18 protein-coding genes are annotated in these 19148 nt (G+C 71.7%); 12 read left to right on the plus strand and 6 right to left on the minus strand.

Going from position 1 to position 19148, the window contains the following annotated elements; all coding sequences use genetic code 11:
• The first annotated feature begins 36 nt into the window (after nt 1-36).
• The 3 genes from OG900_26045 (at nt 37) to OG900_26055 (ending at nt 2587) form a co-directional block, all read left to right on the plus strand.
• Nucleotides 37-537: a carboxymuconolactone decarboxylase family protein gene (locus tag OG900_26045; protein WUH93234.1), complete on the plus strand. Its 501-nt coding sequence runs from the start codon at nt 37-39 to the stop codon at nt 535-537.
• Between the two features lie 97 nt (nt 538-634).
• Nucleotides 635-1309, plus strand: coding sequence for a response regulator transcription factor (locus tag OG900_26050; GenBank protein ID WUH93235.1), 675 nt, complete (start codon nt 635-637; stop codon nt 1307-1309).
• 12 nt (nt 1310-1321) lie between these two features.
• The gene (locus OG900_26055) at nt 1322-2587 is read left to right on the plus strand and encodes an ATP-binding protein (GenBank protein WUH93236.1); all 1266 of its coding nucleotides are present in this window, start codon (nt 1322-1324) and stop codon (nt 2585-2587) included.
• A 21-nt stretch (nt 2588-2608) separates the two neighbouring features.
• Here OG900_26055 and OG900_26060 read toward each other — a convergent pair whose 3' ends face one another.
• Nucleotides 2609-3154 carry a GtrA family protein gene (locus OG900_26060; GenBank protein WUH93237.1) on the minus strand — a complete coding sequence of 182 codons (546 nt, stop codon included), beginning with the start codon at nt 3152-3154 and terminating at the stop codon, nt 2609-2611.
• A gap of 197 nt (nt 3155-3351) precedes the next feature.
• Between OG900_26060 and OG900_26065 the strand changes: the two genes are divergently transcribed.
• The 3 genes from OG900_26065 to OG900_26075 all read left to right on the plus strand — a co-directional run bounded on the left by OG900_26065 (nt 3352) and on the right by OG900_26075 (nt 6267).
• Entirely contained in the window at nt 3352-4491 is a 1140-nt protein-coding gene (locus tag OG900_26065) for a 5-(carboxyamino)imidazole ribonucleotide synthase (protein ID WUH93238.1), read from the plus strand.
• The gene (purE, locus tag OG900_26070) at nt 4484-5026 is read left to right on the plus strand and encodes a 5-(carboxyamino)imidazole ribonucleotide mutase (GenBank protein WUH93239.1); all 543 of its coding nucleotides are present in this window, start codon (nt 4484-4486) and stop codon (nt 5024-5026) included. The genes OG900_26065 and purE overlap by 8 nt, the downstream gene beginning before the upstream one ends.
• Nucleotides 5027-5088: 62 nt before the next feature.
• Nucleotides 5089-6267: a dipeptidase gene (locus tag OG900_26075; protein ID WUH93240.1), complete on the plus strand. Its 1179-nt coding sequence runs from the start codon at nt 5089-5091 to the stop codon at nt 6265-6267.
• A 36-nt stretch (nt 6268-6303) separates the two neighbouring features.
• Here OG900_26075 and OG900_26080 read toward each other — a convergent pair whose 3' ends face one another.
• The gene (locus tag OG900_26080) at nt 6304-6672 is read right to left on the minus strand and encodes a VOC family protein (GenBank protein ID WUH93241.1); all 369 of its coding nucleotides are present in this window, start codon (nt 6670-6672) and stop codon (nt 6304-6306) included.
• Between the two features lie 92 nt (nt 6673-6764).
• On the opposite strand from OG900_26080, the gene OG900_26085 reads away from it, so the two are divergent.
• Entirely contained in the window at nt 6765-7331 is a 567-nt protein-coding gene (locus tag OG900_26085; protein WUH93242.1) for a CGNR zinc finger domain-containing protein, read from the plus strand.
• Nucleotides 7332-7360: 29 nt separating this feature from the next.
• Here OG900_26085 and OG900_26090 read toward each other — a convergent pair whose 3' ends face one another.
• The gene (locus tag OG900_26090) at nt 7361-8701 is read right to left on the minus strand and encodes a UDP-glucose/GDP-mannose dehydrogenase family protein (protein WUH93243.1); all 1341 of its coding nucleotides are present in this window, start codon (nt 8699-8701) and stop codon (nt 7361-7363) included.
• A gap of 376 nt (nt 8702-9077) precedes the next feature.
• Between OG900_26090 and OG900_26095 the strand changes: the two genes are divergently transcribed.
• From OG900_26095 to OG900_26105, 3 genes are all read left to right on the plus strand, one after another.
• Entirely contained in the window at nt 9078-10085 is a 1008-nt protein-coding gene (locus OG900_26095; GenBank protein ID WUH93244.1) for an LCP family protein, read from the plus strand.
• Nucleotides 10086-10198: 113 nt separating this feature from the next.
• Nucleotides 10199-11359, plus strand: coding sequence for an acyl-CoA dehydrogenase family protein (locus OG900_26100; GenBank protein WUH93245.1), 1161 nt, complete (start codon nt 10199-10201; stop codon nt 11357-11359).
• Between the two features lie 235 nt (nt 11360-11594).
• Nucleotides 11595-12254 (plus strand): hypothetical protein, encoded by a 660-nt coding sequence (locus OG900_26105; GenBank protein ID WUH93246.1) that lies wholly within the window; start codon nt 11595-11597, stop codon nt 12252-12254.
• Nucleotides 12255-12362: 108 nt separating this feature from the next.
• Here the strand turns inward: OG900_26105 and OG900_26110 are convergent, their stop codons facing one another.
• Nucleotides 12363-13598, minus strand: coding sequence for an LCP family protein (locus tag OG900_26110; GenBank protein WUH93247.1), 1236 nt, complete (start codon nt 13596-13598; stop codon nt 12363-12365).
• Nucleotides 13599-13853: 255 nt separating this feature from the next.
• On the opposite strand from OG900_26110, the gene OG900_26115 reads away from it, so the two are divergent.
• Nucleotides 13854-14324: an acyl-CoA thioesterase gene (locus OG900_26115; protein ID WUH95928.1), complete on the plus strand. Its 471-nt coding sequence runs from the start codon at nt 13854-13856 to the stop codon at nt 14322-14324.
• Nucleotides 14325-14355: 31 nt separating this feature from the next.
• Here OG900_26115 and OG900_26120 read toward each other — a convergent pair whose 3' ends face one another.
• Nucleotides 14356-15849 (minus strand): LCP family protein, encoded by a 1494-nt coding sequence (locus tag OG900_26120; protein ID WUH95929.1) that lies wholly within the window; start codon nt 15847-15849, stop codon nt 14356-14358.
• A gap of 201 nt (nt 15850-16050) precedes the next feature.
• Here OG900_26120 and OG900_26125 point away from each other — a divergent pair, with 201 nt between their 5' ends.
• Nucleotides 16051-17103: a glycosyltransferase family 2 protein gene (locus OG900_26125; protein ID WUH93248.1), complete on the plus strand. Its 1053-nt coding sequence runs from the start codon at nt 16051-16053 to the stop codon at nt 17101-17103.
• 89 nt (nt 17104-17192) lie between these two features.
• On the opposite strand, the gene OG900_26130 is transcribed toward OG900_26125, so the two are convergent.
• On the minus strand, nt 17193-19028 hold the full coding sequence (locus tag OG900_26130) for an LCP family protein (protein WUH93249.1): 1836 nt from the start codon (nt 19026-19028) through the stop codon (nt 17193-17195).
• Between the last annotated feature and the right edge of the window lie 120 nt (nt 19029-19148).

The raw sequence follows: 19148 nt of genomic DNA on the forward strand, positions 1-19148 counted from the left end.
TTACCCAGGATCCACCCGGTCGGTAGGTTCAGTGTCATGAGCACTGAGACCTCCACCGCCGCGAGCGCCCCCACCACCGGGCAGGACTTCGTGGTCCCCGCCGTCCGCCTCGCCGTGGACACCCTCGTCCCGCACGTCAACCGGGCCATGAACGCGCTGGACGCCGCGGCCCGCGACATCAGCGTCGAAGCGCCGCTGCTCGAACTGGTCAGGGCCCACGCCTCGCAGTTGAACGGCTGCGCCTACTGCGTCGACACCCACAGCAAGGACGCCCGCGAGGGCGGCGAGAGCGAGCGCCGCCTCTACGCGCTGCCGGTGTGGCGGGAGACCCCCTTCTTCACCGCACGCGAGCGGGCGGCCCTGGAGCTGACCGAGGCCGTCACACGGCTCACCGACGGGCATGTCAGCGACGAGGTCTTCGCCCGCGCCGCCGCCCAGTTCGAGGACAGGGAACTGGCCGAACTCATCTGGGCGATCACCGTCATCAACGCCTGGAACAGGCTGGGCGCCACCGCCCGCCCCTGGGCGTTGTCCTGACCGCTCCGCGGCCGGCACGGGGCGGCCGCGGGGGGCGTGAGCGGACAGCGGCGTACCACCACCTCGCGCCCGCGGGGTGCGGACTACCATCAAGCCCATGACCCGCGTACTTCTGGCCGAGGACGACGCATCCATCTCGGAACCGCTCGCGCGCGCTCTGCGCCGCGAGGGTTACGAGGTCGAGGTGCGCGAGGACGGACCCACCGCGCTGGAGGCGGCGCTGCTGGGTTCCGTCGACCTGGTGGTGCTCGACCTGGGCCTGCCCGGGATGGACGGCCTCGACGTGTGCCGGCGGATCCGCACCGAGGGCCACACCTTCCCGGTGCTGGTGCTGACCGCCCGCGCGGACGAGGTCGACACGGTCGTCGGCCTGGACGCCGGCGCGGACGACTACGTCACCAAGCCCTTCCGGCTCGCCGAACTGCTGGCCCGGGTGCGCGCCCTGCTGCGGCGCGGCACCACCGAGCCCGCGCAGCCGTCCACCCACGGGGTGCGGATCGACGTCGAGTCGCACCGCGCCTGGATGGGCGACGACGAACTGCAGCTCACCGCGAAGGAATTCGACCTGCTCCGGGTGCTGGTACGGGACGCAGGCCGGGTCGTCACCCGCGAGCAGTTGATGCGCGAGGTGTGGGACACCACCTGGTGGTCGTCCACCAAGACCCTCGACATGCACATCTCCTGGCTGCGCAAGAAACTCGGCGACGACGCGGCCAACCCGCGGTATATCTCCACGGTTCGCGGAGTCGGTTTCCGGTTCGAGAAGAACTGACCCGCCACCGCCGTGCGCCGCCGTCTCATCTCCTCCACGCTTGCCGTGGTGCTCGTCGTCATCGCCGTCTTCGGGCTGTCCCTGATCTTCGTGGAGACCAGGACCATCGAGAGCAGCGCGCGCGACGGCGTCGAGTCCGAGGCGGTGCGGCTGGTCGGCATCGTGGAGAACCGCATCCTTGCCGGCGAGAGCATCGACGCCAAGGGCCTGGACCGGCAGATCGCCGCCGACCGCTTCGCCGTGGTGCAGGTGCCCGGCCGCCCGCAGGTCACCCTCGGCAGCCGCCCCAAGGGCAAGGTCATCACCTCCACCCAGCGCGGCGACCACGGCGAGTCCGTCACCGTGGAGCAGCCGCGGTCCACCGTCAGCGAGGAGATCGGCCGCAATCTGCTGGTGATCCTGGCCGTCGCGCTGCTCGCCGTGATGGCCGCGGTGGGCCTCGCCGTACGCCAGGCCAAGCGGTTGGCCAGCCCGCTCAGCGACCTCGCGGCGACCGCCGAGCGCCTCGGCTCCGGCGACCCGCGCCCCCGGCACCGCCGCTACGGCGTGCCCGAGCTGGACCGGATCGCCGACGTGCTGGACGCCAGCGCCGAGCGGATCGGGCGGATGCTCACCGCCGAGCGCCGGCTCGCCTCCGACGCCTCGCACCAGCTGCGGACCCCGCTGACCGCGCTGTCGATGCGGCTGGAGGAGATCGTGGCCACCGACGACCAGGAGACGGTCAAGGAGGAGGCGACGATCGCGCTCGGCCAGGTCGAGCGGCTCACCGACGTGGTGCAGCGGCTGCTGACCAACGCGCGCGACCCGCGGACCGGCTCCGCGGTCTACTTCGACCTCGACGAGGTGATCAAGCAGCAGGTCGAGGAGTGGCGCCCGGCCTACCAGAACGAGGGCCGGGCCATCGTCCGCTCCGGCACCCCCGCGCTGCGGGCGGTCGGCACCCCGGGCGCGGTCGCGCAGGTCCTGGCCACGCTGATCGAGAACTCCCTGATGCACGGCTCGGGCACGGTGGGGCTGCGCACCAGGGTGACCGGCAACCAGGCGGTGGTCGAGGTGACCGACGAGGGCCGCGGGGTGCCCTCCGACCTGGGTGCGCGGGTCTTCGAGCGCACGGTCAGCGGCCGCAATTCGACCGGGCTCGGCCTGGCGCTCGCCCGTGACCTCGCCGAGGCCGACGGCGGGCGGCTCGAACTGCTCCAGCAGCACCCGCCGGTCTTCGCGCTCTTCCTCGCCAGGGAGATGCAGCCCCCGCCGCCCCGCGAGGACATCGTCAGCTGAAGGAGCGCGGACGCGGGCCGGTCAGACGCGGCGGTTCGCGCCGGCCCTCCGCCGCTTGCGCCGGTCCTCCGACACGCCCGTCGCGCCGCCGCCCGCCGCCAGGAAGGACTCGGCCTGCTCCACCGCGTCCCGCGCGGGGATCGCCCGGAAGACCCAGGTGCGGTACGACCAGAAGCGGAAGAGCGTCGCCACACCGATGCCGAGGAATTTGAAGATGTTGCTCTGCAGCTGGCTGTCCCAGTCGAAGCCGTACGTGGCCACGAACAGCACGCCGTTCTCGATCACCAGGCCGATGCAGCTGAAGAGCAGGAAGAGCCCCAGCTCCTTGGTGCGGCCGGCCTTGTCGCGGTCCCGGTAGGTGAAATAGCGGAAGCCCACGTAGTTGAAGGCGATGGACACCAGCGTCGCCAGCACACTGGCGCGGACCGTCTGCAGCCCGGTGTTGTGCCGCACCAGGTTGAAGACCCCGATGTTGACCAGGACGCCCGCGCCGCCCACCGCCCCGAACTTCGCGATCTCGCGGTACATCAGGGCCAGCTTGCCGCGCAGGGCGCTGAATCCGGTCATGGTGATCGCTCGGGCCCTGTCTGTGGGGGGTAGGTCGATGCCGCCGGCCGGCGGGGAGGATTTCGGTGTCCCTCATGCTAACCGCCCCCGTGAAGTCCGCCGCGGAGCCGTCCGTCGTTCGTGCGGCCGTACGGCGGATACGCTGGTAGGGCCATCAGCGGGGGACCGGCCCCCGTGCACCACCGGCAGGAATCAACGTGACATTCCCCGTAGTCGGCATGGTCGGCGGCGGCCAGCTCGCCCGTATGACCCACGAGGCGGGCATCCCGCTCGGCATCAGGTTCAGGATTCTCAGCGACACCGCACAGGACTCGGCCGCGCAGGTCGCCGCGGACGTCACCGTCGGCGACTACCGCGACCTCGACACGCTGCGTGCCTTCGCACAGGGCTGCGACGTGATCACCTTCGACCACGAGCACGTGCCGGCCGAGCACCTGCGCGCCCTGGAGGCGGAGGGCGTCGTCGTACGCCCGGGGTCCGAGGCGCTGCTGCACGCGCACGACAAGGGCGTCATGCGGGCCAGGCTCGCCGAGCTCGGCGTGCCCTGCCCGCGCAACCGGATCGTCGCCGACCCGGCGGACGTCAGCCGCTTCGCCGCCGAGACCGCGGGATACCCGCTGGTCCTGAAGACCGTGCGCGGCGGCTACGACGGCAAGGGCGTGTGGTTCGTCCGCGCCGAGGCGGACGCGGCAGACGCCTTCCGCGCCGGTGTGCCGGTGCTCGCCGAGGAGAAGGTCGACTTCGTGCGCGAGCTGGCCGCGAATGTCGTGCGCTCGCCGCACGGCCAGGCGGTGGCCTATCCGGTGGTGGAGTCCGTGCAGGTCAACGGGGTGTGCGACACGGTGATCGCGCCCGCGCCCGGCCTGTCCGACGCGCTCTCCGCGCGGGCCCAGCGCCTCGCGCTGACGGTGGCCCGAGAGCTGGGCGTGGTGGGCCACCTCGCGGTCGAGCTGTTCGAGACCGCCGACGGCCGCATCCTGGTCAACGAGCTGGCGATGCGCCCGCACAACAGCGGCCACTGGACCATGGACGGCGCCGCCACCTCGCAGTTCGCCAACCACCTGCGGGCCGTCCTCGACCTGCCGCTCGGCGACCCGCGCCCGCGGGCCCGCTGGACGGTGATGGCCAACGTGCTCGGCGGCGACTACCCCGACATGTACGCCGGCTATCTGCACTGCATGGCCCGCGACCCCGGGTTGAAGATCCACATGTACGGCAAGGACGTGAAGCCCGGCCGCAAGGTCGGCCACGTCAACACCTACGGCGACGACCTGGACGACGTGCGCGAGCGCGCCCGTCACGCGGCCGACTACCTGCGAGGGACGATCGATGAGTGAAGCGCGCGAGACGACCGCGCCCGCGGTGGGCATCGTCATGGGCTCCGACTCCGACTGGCCGGTGATGGAGGCCGCGGCCCACGCGCTGCAGGAGTTCGACGTCACCTTCGAGGTCGACGTCGTCTCGGCCCACCGCATGCCGCACGAGATGATCGCCTACGGGGAGCAGGCCGCGGGCCGCGGGATCCAGGCGGTCATCGCGGGCGCCGGCGGCGCCGCGCACCTGCCCGGCATGCTCGCCTCGGTCACCCCCCTGCCGGTCATCGGGGTACCGGTGCCGCTGAAGTACCTGGACGGCATGGACTCGCTGCTGTCCATCGTGCAGATGCCGGCCGGTGTGCCGGTCGCCACGGTCTCGGTGGGCGGCGCGCGCAATGCGGGGCTGCTCGCGGTCCGCATCCTGGCCGCGCACGACCAGGTGCTGCAGGCGCGGATGCGGGACTTCCAGGTGTCGCTCAACGAGCAGGCCACCGAGAAGGGCCGCAGGCTGCGCGCCAAGGTGACCGGGGCGGCGGGCTTCGGCTTCGCCAAGTAGGGCGCCGGGCACGGCCGTGTGCGGTGGCGGCGCAATGTACGCCGCCGCATAGGCTGGCCTGCATGGACCTCCTCGCCCGCGCCCGTGACCTGCTCGCCGCCCACCCTGTCGTCGACGGGCACAACGACCTGCCGTGGGCGCTGCGCAAGCAGGTCTCCTACGACCTCGACCGGCTGGACATCGCGGCCGACCAGAGCGACCGGCTGCACACCGACATCCCGCGGCTGCGGGCCGGCGGCGTCGGCGGGCAGTTCTGGTCGGTCTACGTGTCGGTGGAGCTGGCCGGCGCGGACGCGGTCACCGCGACCCTGGAGCAGATCGACGTCGTCCACCGGATGACCGAGCGCTACCCCGACGACCTGGCGCTCGCCCTGACCGCCGACGACATCGAGGAAGCCCGTGGCAGGGGCCGCATCGCGTCGCTGATGGGCGCCGAGGGCGGCCACAGCATCGACTGCTCCCTGGCCGTCCTGCGGGCCTTCTACGCGCTCGGCGTGCGCTACATGACGCTCACGCACAACGACAACACCCCGTGGGCGGACTCCGCGACCGACGAGCCCGCCGCCGGGGGCCTGACCGCCTTCGGCGAGGAGGTCGTCAGGGAGATGAACCGGCTCGGCATGCTGGTGGACCTCTCGCACGTCTCCGCCGACACCATGCGCGCCGCCCTGCGGGTGGCCGAGGCGCCGGTGCTCTTCTCGCACTCCTCGGCCCGCGCGGTCTGCGACCACGTGCGCAACATCCCCGACGACGTACTCGCCCAGCTGCCCGCCAACGGGGGCGTGGCCATGGCCACCTTCGTACCGAAATTCATCCTGCCCGCCGCCATCGAGTGGACCGCGGCGGCCGACGGGAACATGCGCGCGCACGGCCTGCACCCGCTGGACACCACTCCGGCGGGCATGGCCGTCCAGCGGGCGTACGAGGCGGAGCACCCGCGCCCGGCCGCCACCGCGGCGACCGTCGCCGACCACCTCGACCACATGCGCGAGGTGGCCGGCGTCGACCACATCGGCATCGGCGGCGACTACGACGGCACCGCTTTCACGCCCGAGGGCCTGACCGACGTGGCCGGCTATCCGAACCTGGTCGCCGAGCTGCTGCGCCGCGGCTGGTCGGACGCCGACCTGGCAAAGCTGACCTGGCACAACGCGGTGCGGGTGCTGCGTGACGCGGAGTCCGCGGCGGCCGTGCTCCGGGTGAAGCGCGGCCCGTCGACCATGGCGGAGCCGGTCGGCTGACCCGGTCCGGCCCCGGTCAGGGCCGCGCCGCCCGCCTCAGCAGGCGCACAGGCAGAAGGGGTGTCCCGCCGGGTCGGCGTAGACCCGCCAGTTGCGGGTGCCGTCGAGGTCGCCCTCGAGCAGGGTCGCGCCCAGCGCGAGGACCCGCTTCTCCGCGTCGTCCAGCTCCGGGCGCGGCACCGCGATGTCCGTGTGGAACTGCTGCGGGCGCTCCGGGTCGGGCCACTGCGGCGCCCGGTGTCCGGGGGCGAGCTGGAAGGACAGCGCGGGACCTTCCTCCCGCTTGAGGTCCACCCACGTCTCGTCCTCGGCCTCGACGGTGCCGCCCACCAGCTCGGCGTAGAACGCGGCAAGGGCTGCGGGGTCGGGACAGTCGAGGACGACGGCGCTCAGCCGGCCGATCATGGCGGGTCCTTTCGTCGGACGGTGTTACCGGCTATGGCCATGTACCGGTAACCGTTACTTCATGATGGCGGTGCGGCGGTAACGTGGCAAGGGTGGAGCAGCCCGGAGTACGCGATCCCGCGCCCGATCCGCTGCGGCTCGTGCAGGACCTGGTCAACACCGCGGACCTGGAGGGCGGCAGCGAGGAGCTGCGCACCGCGCAGGAGGCCGCGGCCTGGGCGCGCGGGAGGGGCCTGTCGGGGCGCGGCTACGACGCGGACGCCCTCGCCGACGTCCTGACGCTGCGGGAGGCCCTGCGGGACGTCTGCGCGGCCCACGCGGGCACCGACGTCCCCGCCGCCACCGCGGCCGCCCTGGATCGGCTGCTGGCCCGCGCGCCCCTGCGGCTGGCCGTCGACACCGAGGGCCGCGCGACCGTACGCCCCGCCGACGGGCTCACCGGCGCCGGCGAGATGGCCGCCGCGGTCGCCGCGGCCGTCGTGCGGGCGACCGCCGACGGCACCTGGCCGCGGCTCAAGGCCTGCGCCGCCGACACCTGCCGCTGGGTCTACTACGACCGCAGCCCGGCGGGCCGCAGCCGCTGGTGCACGATGGCGATCTGCGGCAGCCGGGCCAAGATGCGGACCTACCGGAAGAACAGCAGGCCGGAAGCGGGCTGACCCGCACGGCCCGCCCGGACCCGGGCTCCTTACGCCTGCGGGCGGCCCATCGCGCGATAGGTCCAGCCGGCCTTCCGCCACACCGCCGGGTCAAGCGCGTTGCGGCCGTCGAGCACCGCGCGGCCGCGCGCCACGTCGGCCAGCTCGCCCGGGTCGAGCTCGCGGAATTCCCGCCACTCGGTCAGGTGCAGCACTATGTCGGCGCCGCGGACCGCGTCCAGCGCGGTCGGGGCGTAGCCGAGGGTGGGGAAGAGCGAGCGGGCGTTGTCCATGCCCTTGGGGTCGTAGACGGTCACCTGGCCGCCCTGCAGCTGGATCTGGCCGGCCACATTGAGCGCGGGGGAGTCCCGTACGTCGTCGGAGTCGGGCTTGAAGGTCGCGCCGAGCACCGCGACCCGGCGGCCGAGGAAGCCGCCGCCCAGTGCCTCGCGGGCCATCTCCACCATGTGGGTGCGGCGCCGCATGTTGATCGAGTCGACCTCGCGCAGGAAGGTCAGCGCCTGGTCGGCGCCCAGCTCGCCGGCCCTGGCCATGAAGGCGCGGATGTCCTTGGGCAGGCAGCCGCCGCCGAAGCCGATGCCGGCCCGCAGGAATTTGCGGCCGATCCGGTCGTCGTGGCCGATGGCCTCGGCGAGCTTGGCCACGTCGCCGCCGGCCGCCTCGCTGACCTCGGCCATGGCGTTGATGAAGGAGATCTTCGTGGCGAGGAAGGCGTTCGCCGCGGTCTTGACCAGCTCGGCCGTCGGATAGTCGGTGGCGATGAAAGGCGTGCCTTCTGCGACGGGCTTGGCGTAAACCTCCCGCAGGAGGGATTCGGCGCGCTCGCTTGTCACGCCCACCACGATCCGGTCCGGGTGCAGGGTGTCCTGCACCGCGAAGCCCTCGCGCAGGAACTCCGGATTCCACGCCAGCTCAGCGCCCGCGCCCGCCGGTGCCAGCTCGGCCAGCAGCGCCGCCAGCCGGGCCGCGCTGCCCACCGGCACGGTGGACTTGCCGACCACCAGCGCGGGCCGCCGCAGGTGCGGGGCCAGCATCGAGAAGGCGCGGTCCACGTAGCTCATGTCGCAGGCGTATTCGCCCTGCTTCTGCGGGGTGTTGACGCACACGAAGTGCACGTCGCCGAATTCGGCGACCTCCTCCCACGAAAGGGTGAAGCGCAGCCGCCCGCTGGAGCCCTCGATCCCGGCCACGTGCTGGGCGAGCAGCTCTTCGAGCCCCGGCTCGAACATCGGCACCCGGCCCTGCGACAGCATCTCGATCTTGCGCGGTTCGATGTCGAGGGCGAGCACGTCGAAGCCGAGTTCGGCCATGGCGGCGGCGTGGGTGGCGCCGAGGTAGCCGGTACCGATGACGGTGAGCTTGAGAGGCATGGGCCAGAGCATAGTCGGCACCGGGTGGGCCAAAAGGGGGGTGCGCGCAGGTCGGCGGGTCCACAATGCGGTGACTGGTCCGAAGGGGTGGGAATCCGGGGTGGGGGGCCGATCGTGGCTGGTGGCGACGACGACAGAGCCGGCGCGGCGGGGGGCAGCGGAGCCGCCCGCCGCACCCGCGGCCGAAGGCGTGGCGGAATCGGGTGACAAGGCCGAGCCGGGGCACATACCCGAGCCGGGCGGTGCACCGGAGGCTGCTGAGCCGTCCGAGTGGTTGTCGGAGCCGCCGGGAGGAATCGAGCCGCCCTCCGAGCCGCCGGGTAGACCCGAGCCGCCCGCGCACCGCCGCGCCCGGATCCGCCGCCGCACCCGCCGCGTGCTGTACGGATCGCTCGTCCTGCTGTGCACCGGCGCCCTGCTGATCGCCGGCACCGGCTACTGGGCCTACGAGCACTACACCGGCCGCGTCCAGCGCATCCCGCACGCCTTCCCCACCGATCTGCCGGCCGGCGCGCTCCCGCCGCCGTCGAGGAGCGGCAGCCAGACCTTCCTGCTGGTCGGTGTGGACTCCCGCTCCGACCTGCCCACCACCGGCAAGGACGCCGAGGCGCCGGAATGGAGGCGGGGCGCCCAGCGCAGCGACACGGTGATGCTGGTGCACCTGCCCGCCGACCACAAGCACGCCTACGTCGTCTCGCTGCCCCGCGACTCCTGGGTGGACATCCCCGGCCACGGCATGGCCAAGCTGAACGCCGCCTTCTCCTGGGGCGGCCCACCGCTGCTGATCGACACGGTGCAGCGGCTGACGAAGGTCAGGGTCGACCACCTGGCGGTCATCGACTGGAGCGGCTTCAAGAAGCTCACCGACGCGGTCGGCGGCGTCGATGTCACCGTCGACAGCACGGTCTCGCGCCGCAACGGCCCCGGCGGGGTGTGGACCGCGGGCCGGCACCACATGAACGGCGACGACGCGCTGGACTACGTACGCGAGCGCTACGGCCTGCCCAACGGCGACCTCGACCGCACCCACCGGCAGCAGAACTTCCTGCGGGCGGTGCTGTCGAAGACGCTCTCCGGCGGCACGGCGGCCAATCCGCTCAAGCTCAAGCGCACCCTGGACCAGGTCACCTCCGTGGTGAGCGTGGACGACCGGCTGTCCGACGGCGCGCTGCGCGACCTGGCGTGGGACATGCGCTCGGTGCGCGCCTCGGACATGGCCTTCATGAACGCGCCCGTCGCGGGCTTCGACACCATCGACAAGCAGTCCGTCGTCCTGCTCGACGGCAACGGCGGCGCCGAGCTGTGGGAGGCGATGCGCAACGACACCCTGGCGGGTTTCATGGCCACCCACAGCCTCGACACGCTCGGCACCCGGGTGTCGTGAAGGCGCGCGCGTACGGCGGGCCCCTGTCGGGAAGGTCACGTAGGCCTGATCATGGACGCGGCCCTAGGATTGTACGGTTACTTAACGGTAGTTAGCATCGGGAGTGAGACTCTGTGGCCGGATCCTCCGACTTCGACCTTTTCCGGACCTCCGAAGAGCACGACATGCTGCGGGACGCCGTGCGTTCCCTCGCCGAGGCGAAGATCGCCCCCTTCGCCGCCGAGGTGGACGAGCAGGGCCGCTTCCCGCAGGAGGCGCGAGAAGCGCTGGAGGCCAACGACCTGCACGCGGTGCACGTCCCCGAGGCGTACGACGGATCGGGCGCCGACGCGCTGTCCACCGTCATCGTGATCGAGGAGATCGCCCGGGTCTGCGCGTCCTCCTCGCTCATCCCCGCGGTCAACAAGCTCGGCTCGCTCCCGGTGCAGCTGTCCGGCTCGGAGGAGCTGAAGACGAAGTATCTCGGCGCCCTCGCCCGCAAGGAGGGGATGTTCTCCTACGCCCTGTCGGAGCCCGAGGCCGGCTCGGACGCGGCGGGCATGAAGACCCGGGCCATACGCGACGGCGACTTCTACGTGCTCAACGGCGTCAAGCGCTGGATCACCAACGCCGGGGTGTCCGACTTCTACACCGTCATGGCGGTGACCGACCCCGACAAGCGCTCCAAGGGCATCTCGGCCTTCGTGGTGGAGAAGGGCGACGAGGGCGTCTCCTTCGGCGCCCCGGAGAAGAAGCTCGGCATCAAGGGCTCGCCGACCCGCGAGGTCTACTTCGACAACGTCCGCATCCCCGCCGACCGCATCATCGGCGAGGAGGGCACCGGCTTCGCCACCGCGATGAAGACCCTGGACCACACCCGCGTCACCATCGCCGCCCAGGCCCTCGGCATCGCCCAGGGCGCGCTGGACTACGCCAGGGGATATGTGGCCGAGCGCAGGCAGTTCGGCAAGGCCATCGCCGAATTCCAGGGCATCCAGTTCATGCTGGCCGACATGGCCATGAAGCTGGAGGCCGCCCGCCAGCTCACCTACGCCGCCGCGGCCAGGTCGGAGCGCTCCGACTCCGACCTCACCTTCTTCGGCGCCGCCGCCAAGTGCTACGCCTCGGACGTGGCCATGTCGGTCACCACCGACGCCGTCCAACTCCTCGGCGGATACGGGTACACACGCGACTATCCGGTCGAGCGGATGATGCGCGACGCCAAGATCACCCAGATCTACGAGGGCACCAACCAGGTCCAGCGGATCGTCATGGCGCGCAACCTGCCCGCGTAGCAACTCTGTAACAGCCGCCCCACGAAGAGCACCCCAACCGGGTGCTCTTTGTGGGTTTGGGGTCGAGTTGTGGTCGGTTTGCGCTCAATTGACAAGCGTGCACGGGGGCTTGTAGAGGTGTGGGGGCCATCAGCGGGGCGGGGGGCCGCACGGTTCGCTGACCGGCTTTTTCCGCGCTTGTGATCCGATCCCGTGAAGGGAAGACGTGTCCATAAACCGCCGCACCGCAATAGCGGTGCGTTCCATCGGCGTTGCCTCCGTCGCAGCTGCGCTCGCGCTGGGCGTTGCAGGCAACGCGTTCGCATGCAAGATCGGTGACTTCTCCGCCGTCGCCAACTGTGACAAGACGAACGGCAAGGCCACCATCGACGTCACGGACGCCGACAGTTCGGGTACGCCCGCGACGGTCACGATCCTCGACAACGGTGTCCAGGTCGCGTCCGGCACCATCGACCACCCGACCGCCGATGGCGTCACGGTCTCGATCCCGCTCGCCTGGGCGCCCAGCAAGACGTACACCGTGCACGTCACGGCCGGTCAGCCGGGCAAGAAGGTGCTCGTCGACGAGGACATCAAGGGCGGCGTGACCACGCCGAGCGAGGCGTGCACCGCCCCGGTCGACAACCCGCCGCCGCCCGTCGACAACCCGCCGCCGGCTGACAACCCGCCGCCGAAGGACACGAAGTCGCCCACGCCGACGGCGACCACCACCGCGCCCGCCGCGGCTGTGGCCGACACCAACGCGCCGTCGCCGGCCGGTGGCACGTCCAACCTCGCCGAGACCGGTGGCGGCAGCAACACCGGCATGATCGCCGGTGTTGCCGCGGTGCTTGTCGCGGCCGGTGGCGGCACGGTCTTCATGCTGCGCCGTCGCAACCCGGCCGGCCGTCACTGACGTCCGCTCCCCGGCAGATGGCGTAACACGCCGGACGGCCCCGGCTCCCACCGCGTGATCGCGGGGGAGCCGGGGCCGTCCGGCGTGTCAGGACGCGGGCCGGTGCGGCTACTTGGTCACGGTGACCTTGTCGTCGTCGATCAGCTCGCCGAAGAGCGTCTTCGCCTTCGTCATGTCCCACTTGACGGCGTCGCCGTCGTTGGAGGTCTGGTAGTTGGCGTTGGCTATCGGCACGGTGATGGAGTTTCCGCTGCCGCCGGTGACGCCCTTCATGGCCCAGAACATCGACAGGAGATTGCGCAGGCTCATGTTCTTGTCCACGACGAGCGTGTCGAGGCCCGAGCCGATCACCGGGTAGAGCTTGAAGGGGTTCAGCACCGTCGAGGGCGACGCCGCCTGGTGGGCGAGGGTCGACAGGAACTTCTGCTGGTTGCGCATCCGGCCGAGGTCCTGGTCGGCCTCCTGGTGGCGCTGCCGGACGAAGGCGAGCGACTGCTGGCCGTTCATCTTCTGGCAGCCGGCGGCGAAGTCCGCGCCCGACGCCTTGTCGTGCAGCGGCTTGTCCAGGCACATGTTCACACCGCCGAGCGCGTTGACCAGGTTGACGAAGCCGGCGAAGCCGATCTCGGCGTAGTGGTCGATGTGGATGCCGGTGTTGTACTCGATGGTCCTGGTCAGCAGCTCGGGGCCGCCGTCGGCGTACGCGCGGTTCAGCTTGTGCGTGGATGCCGCGTACCGCTTGTGCGACTGCTGGCCGGTGAAGGCCGGGATGGTGACGTAGGAGTCGCGCGGCAGGCTCATCATCGTGGTGCCGTTGCTGCCGGTGTGCAGGATCATCATCGAGTCCGTGCGCTGGCCCGCCGCGGCACCGGTGTGCAGGTCCTTCTCGTCCTGCTTGGTCAGCCCCTCACGGCTGTCCGAGCCGACGATCAGATAGTTGGTGCCCTTGCCGGCCGCCGGGCGGTCCTCGACCTTGCTCAGGTCGACCTCGCGCCGCACCTTGGAGTCGGCCCAGAAGTACGTCGACACGGACACCACGAGCAGCACCACGACGAGGCCGAGGGCCGTGTAGCCGACCTTCCTGCGGGTGCTCCAGCGGGGGGTCCGCGGGGTGTGCGGTCCGGCGCTGCCGGGTCCGCCGGTGGTCGGCGGGCCGTAGCCGTCGCCTCCGCTGCCGGGCTGCGGGATCGCGCCGGCCGGCAGCCGGTCGCCCTGCGCGGGGCGGCGAGTAGGCTGCGGCGGGACCCCGCCCGAGGCAGCGGCGGCCCGGCGCGGCGACAGTTCTGGGGGCAGCGGAGGCTCGGAGAGCCTGCGCTGCTCGGTGTCATCGCTCCAACCGTTCATGTCCGTCAGTGTGCCCGGCTGCGGCGTGGGACCTTGAATCCAGGGCGGTTCTGTAGCAGATCCGATGCATTCGGCCACGGGCCGCAGCGGTTTCGTAACGGACATAAAGTGGCTGTCATGATCGAATCATCCGCAGGCTCCGGCACCCCGGGAGATCCTGCCGCCTCCCAGGTCCACCAAGCGCCGGACATCGCGCGGGTCCCGGTGATCCCGGGCAAGCCGACGTCCGCCGCCCGGATCACGCTCTCGCACATCATGAGCGCCCACGACACCAACCTGCTGGGCACGGTCCACGGCGGCGTGGTGATGAAACTGGTCGACGACGCCGCGGGAGCGGTCGCCGGGCGGCACTCCGAGGGACCCGCGGTGACCGGAGCGATGGACGAGATGGCCTTCCTCGAACCGGTCAGGGTCGGCGACCTGCTCCAGGTGAAAGCCCAGGTCAACTGGACCGGGAAGACCTCCATGGAGGTCGGCGTCCGGGTCGTCGCCGAGCGCTGGAACGAGGCGGGGCGGCCCGCCAAGCAGGTCGCGAGCGCCTATCTGGTCTTCGTCGCCGTGGACGCCGAGGGCCACCCGCGCCGGGTGCCGCCGGTCCTGCCGGAGACCGCGCAGGACCGGCGCCGCTGGCAGGAGGCGCAGATCCGCCGCACGCACCGGCTGGCCCGCCGCCGGGCGATCCTGGAGCTGCGCAGGGAGCGGGCGGCCGAGGGCCTGGACGACTGACGCCGGCGGCGCACGCTGCCCGGTCCGGGCGTCAGCGGCAGCCCACCTGGTCGCCGGTGAGAGCGCCCTGATCCGGCTGCGTGCCCGGGTCGGGCAGCGGCGCGGTGACCGGCTTCACCCTGGCCATGGCGAAGTCCGGGCCGAGCGTGACCCGCATCACCGGCCCCTGCTTGGCCGCGGGCACCAGTTGCGCGCCCGGCAGGGCGACGGCCAGCGCCTTCGCCGAGTCGTCCCAGCGCGGGTCGTAGCGGATGACGGTGTGCGGCACGTGCTGGCGCGCGGTGGCCGGTACGCCGGTGGTGGCGAAGCCGGTGGCGCGCAGCGCCTGCTGGGTGCTGCCGGCCAGCCCGCCGACCCCGGTGCCGTTCTCGACCCTCACCCGGATCTTCGCCGGGTCGACCGCGACCTGTACGCCCGCGGGCGTGCTGCTGCCGCCGGGGGTCGGGCGCGGGGCGGTGAGCGGCTTGTCGGCGCGGACGGTCGCCCACAGCCGGCCCGCCTTGAGCGCGTCCCACTTCACGGTGGAGCCGATGCCGGGGACGTTGAAGCTGGTCACGCTCAGCGGCACCGAGGTGAATTCCGACGAGGCGGGCGAGAAGCCCTTCATGGCGCGGGCGAGGCCGATCATGTCGTGGCTGTCCAGGCCCTGGTCGGCGCGGACCGAGCCGAGCACGGTCGAGGCGGCCTTGCCGAGCCGCAGCGGGTCCGAGAGCGTGCTGCCGCTGGTGACCTTGTGGATGACCTGGGCGAGGAATCGCTGCTGGCGCTGCATCCGCCCGAGGTCGGCGGCCGGGTCCAGATGCCGGGAGCGTACGTACTGCAGCGCCTGGCCGCCGTTCAGGGTCGTGGTGCCCACCGGCAGGTCCAGGCCCGAGTAGGGGTCCTTGAGCGGGCGGGAGGTGCAGACGGGGACGCCGCCGATGACGTCGACGGTCTTCATGAAGCTGGTGAAGTCCACCTCCAGGTAGTGGTCGATGTGGACACCGGTCAGCTGCTCGACCGTCTGCACGGTGAGCCGGGGGCCGCCCAGGGCGTAGGCCTGGTTGAGCTTGGCCGGCTTGGTGGCGGGGGTGGGCGCCGCGGCGGGCTTCCCGCGGTTCCCGCCGTTCCCGCCGTTCCCGCCGTTCTTGGCGTCCTTCGCGTCTTTTGCGGCGGGCTTCGTATCGGCCTTCCGGGCGGCCGTCGCGGGCTTGGTGGGCAGCAGGACGTAGGTGTCGCGCGGGATGCTGACCACGCTGGCCCGGGAGCGGTCCTGCGACAGGTGCACCAGCATGATCGTGTCGGTGCAGTGGCAGGGCGCGCCGCCCAGGTGGTAAAGCTTCTTCTCGTCCGGCGTGAGGTTGTCCCGGCCGTCCGTCCCCACCAGCAGGAAATTCGTGCCCTTGCCGCCGTCGGGGCGGCCCTGCATGCCGCTGAAGGCGTCGACCCGGCCGATCGCCCCGTTCACCCCGGTCACCACCGCGTGGCCGATGCCGCTCGCGGTGATCACCAGCAGCGCGACCCCGCCGACGATCCTGGTGCTCAGCCGGATGGGCGGCCGCCGCCCCGACGCCGGCCGTCGCCCTGGCTGCGGCCGTTGTGGGCGGACTGGACGTCGACTGGTCGGCAGCACGGGATCCCCTCCGCGGTGGACAGACAGGAAGACCCGTTCAGGCTAGGGACAAATAGGACTGTCAGCCTTGCCCCCACGCGCTGGTGTCCCCCATTGGCGGTAACGTTTGCCGCAATGAACGCCGCCACTGACCCCGCGCTCCCGGCCGTCTCCGTGATCATGCCGGTGCTCAACGAGGAGCGCCACCTGCGTAACTCCGTCCGGCACATCCTGGAACAGGACTATCCGGGCGAGCTGGAAGTCGTCATCGCGCTCGGTCCCTCGAAGGACCGCACCGACGCGATCGCGGCCGAGCTGGTCGCCGAGGACCCCCGGGTCCATACGGTGCCCAACCCCACCGGGCGCACGCCCGCCGCGCTGAACGCCGCGATCAAGGCCTCCCGCCACCCGGTCGTGGTGCGCGTCGACGGCCACGGCATGCTCTCGCCCGACTACATCGCCACCGCCGTACGCCTGCTGGACGAGACGGGCGCGGCCAATGTCGGCGGCATCATGCACGCCGAGGGCGAGAACGCGTGGGAGGAAGCCGTCGCCGCGGCCATGACCGCGAAGATCGGCGTCGGCAATGCCGCCTTCCACACCGGTGGCGCCGCCGCCCCGGCCGACACCGTCTATCTCGGCGTCTTCCGCCGCGAGGTGCTCGAGCAGCAGGACGGCTACAACGTGGAATTCATCCGCGCCCAGGACTGGGAGCTGAACTACCGCATACGCGAGGCCGGCCACCTCATCTGGTTCTCGCCGGAGCTGAGGGTCTCCTACCGGCCGCGGCCGAGCGTGCGCACTCTCGCCAAGCAGTACAAGGACTACGGCCGGTGGCGCCGGGTGGTGACCCGCTACCACCGCGGCTCGGTCAACCTGCGGTATCTGGCGGCGCCCGGCGCCGTGCTGGCCAATGCCGCGGGCATCGTCGTCGGCGCCGCGCTGACGCCGTGGGCGCTGCTGGTGCCCGCGGCCTACCTCGCGGCCATCACCGTCGGCTCGCTCCCGGCCGGCCGCGGCCTGGGCGCCGGCGCCCGGCTGCGCATACCGCTCGCGCTGGCCACCATGCACATGTGCTGGGGCTACGGCTTCCTGACCAGCCCGCGCTCGCTGGCCCGCACGGTCATCGCCAGCCGCCGCCCCGCCGTCACCGCACGCGCCGAGGAGTCGGCCCGGGCCGACGCGTGACCGTACGCCCGTAATCACGCCTGCCTGTACGGGAGAGGGGTCCGCCGGAAGCTCCGGCGGACCCCTCTCCCGTACGCGGTGCGGCCCGGTCAGCCCGCCCAGCGGTAGATCGGCTGGATCGGCATGCAGCCCGTGGTGTCGGCGCCGTTGACGACGTCCGCGGTCTTCGGGACGCCGCCCGCCTTGGGCAGCGTCGCGCTGTAGTCGGTGCCCTGCTTCCAGTCGGCGCCGACCGTCAGGGTGATGGCCTGCGCGGTGGTGGACGGCTTCACATTGCTCACCGGGATCTTGAGCGCCTTCGCCACCGAGGTCGCGTCCGCCTTGCCCTGGTCACCGGCGGCCGTCGGATAGACCACGCTGGTGCCGGGGCTGGGGACGGAGGTCTGGCTCGGCTCGGCCTTGGTGAAGCCCGCGGTCTTCAGCGCCGTCGCGATGTCCGTGGCACGGTGTCCGACGGCCTGCTTTTCCGCCGTCCCCGCCGTGCCGTTGACCACGGTGACCGGGATCGCCGCGGGGGCCGCGGCGGGCGGGCCCGTCGGGGCGCTCGGCTTGGGCGTCGCGCCCGCCGCCCCCGGGACCATCGCCTTGCCGCCCGCGTCCATTGCCACGTCGTTGCGCAGCAGCGACCACACGGTGGTGGCGTCCTCAGCCGGTATGTAGTGCGCCTTCGGTGCCTCCGGGTCCGCATCGTGCGGCATGGTCAGCATCGTCATCCGGGACGGCGAGATGCTCTTCAGCTCCATGCCGAGGTCGTAGAGCTTCTTCGGGGTGCCGATCTCCGCGGAGACCTCGAAGGCGCCCATCGCGGTGGTGGCGATCTTGTTCAGCCGGGCCGGGTTGGTGAAGAGGTTCTGGCTGCGCAATGTGCGGATGAGCGAGCTCATGTACATGTGCTGGGCCTTGGCGCGGCCCGAGTCGTCACCGAAGGCGTCACGGGTGCGCAGCCACTGCAGCGCCTGCTTGTCCTTGATGATGCTCTTGCCCTTGGGCAGCTTCAGCCCGGACCCGCCGTGCTTGATGTACTTGGTGGGACGGTCCCAGACGCTGTGCTCGACGCACACCTGCACGCCGCCGAGCACGTCGGCCATCTTGACCACACCCGAGAAGTCGATCATCAGCCAGTGGTCGATGTAGACGTTGGTGAGGTTCTGCACGGTCGCGAGCGTGCAGCCGGGGCCGCCGCGGCCGAGCGAGGAGTTGATGATGTTGTTGGTCTTGGGATAGACGTGGTGGGTCTTGGGGTCCTCGCACTCGGGAATGTCCACCCGGGTGTCGCGGGGAATGCTGACCACCGACATGTTGCTGCGGTCCGCGGACAGGTGGGCGATCATGATCACGTCCGCCCGGGCGCCCGCGCTGTCCGCGGCGCCGCCGAGCTTCTGGTCGTCCGCGCTGAGCCGGCTGTCGGAGCCGAGGATCAGGATGTTCATCGCCGCGGTGCCGTTGGCGTTGGCCTTCGGCTTGGCCACGGTCGTCTTGCCGCTGACCCGCTCACCCTTGCGGATCTTGCCGGACAGGTACTCGTAGTAGCCGAACGCGGCCCCCGCCGTGCCCAGCACGCCCACCGCGGCCACGATCGCAACCCAGCGCAGCGCCTTGCGCTTGCGGCTGCGCTGCCGCCGCGGCCCGCCCCTGCGGTGCCCGCCGCCCTGGCCCGGACCCTGGCCCGCGGCACGGCTCCTGCCGTGGCCGCCGCCGTGCCCCCCGGTGCTGCTTTCGGCGCCGCCCGCGCCAGGTCCGCCGGGTATCGCGTCGGGGCCGTCACCGCCGCTGTGCGGGCTTCTCGGGCCCGGCACCTGGCCGCCCTTGTGATCCGTACTCCCCGGGGCGTACGAGGGCGCGTCGTCCCCGTAGAGGCCGTCGTCCCAGCCGAAGTCGCCGTGGTTCGACGCGGCACCCTGGCCCCCCGTTGCCCCGTCCCGCATCAAGAACCCTCCCCAGCTCCGGCCGTATCTCGGTCGTCCTCCTGTCAGACGGCCGTCGGCCGCACTGAGTTGCAATCCAGGGGCCCTGACTTAACACGACGCGGGTCACGGGGAGGTTTC

It is taken from the genome of Streptomyces sp. NBC_00433 (assembly GCA_036015235.1).
GTDB lineage: Bacteria > Actinomycetota > Actinomycetes > Streptomycetales > Streptomycetaceae > Actinacidiphila.

Coding starts and splice junctions, on each gene's coding strand:
- OG900_26045 (WUH93234.1), top strand. CDS start 37: ATGAGCACTGAGACCTCCACCGCCGCGAGCGCCCCCACCACCGGGCAG.
- OG900_26050 (WUH93235.1), top strand. CDS start 635: ATGACCCGCGTACTTCTGGCCGAGGACGACGCATCCATCTCGGAACCG.
- OG900_26060 (WUH93237.1), bottom strand. CDS start 3,154: ATGACCGGATTCAGCGCCCTGCGCGGCAAGCTGGCCCTGATGTACCGC.
- purE (WUH93239.1), top strand. CDS start 4,484: ATGAGTGAAGCGCGCGAGACGACCGCGCCCGCGGTGGGCATCGTCATG.
- OG900_26075 (WUH93240.1), top strand. CDS start 5,089: ATGGACCTCCTCGCCCGCGCCCGTGACCTGCTCGCCGCCCACCCTGTC.
- OG900_26080 (WUH93241.1), bottom strand. CDS start 6,672: ATGATCGGCCGGCTGAGCGCCGTCGTCCTCGACTGTCCCGACCCCGCA.
- OG900_26090 (WUH93243.1), bottom strand. CDS start 8,701: ATGCCTCTCAAGCTCACCGTCATCGGTACCGGCTACCTCGGCGCCACC.
- OG900_26110 (WUH93247.1), bottom strand. CDS start 13,598: ATGAACGGTTGGAGCGATGACACCGAGCAGCGCAGGCTCTCCGAGCCT.
- OG900_26115 (WUH95928.1), top strand. CDS start 13,854: ATGAGCGCCCACGACACCAACCTGCTGGGCACGGTCCACGGCGGCGTG.
- OG900_26125 (WUH93248.1), top strand. CDS start 16,051: ATGAACGCCGCCACTGACCCCGCGCTCCCGGCCGTCTCCGTGATCATG.
- OG900_26130 (WUH93249.1), bottom strand. CDS start 19,028: ATGCGGGACGGGGCAACGGGGGGCCAGGGTGCCGCGTCGAACCACGGC.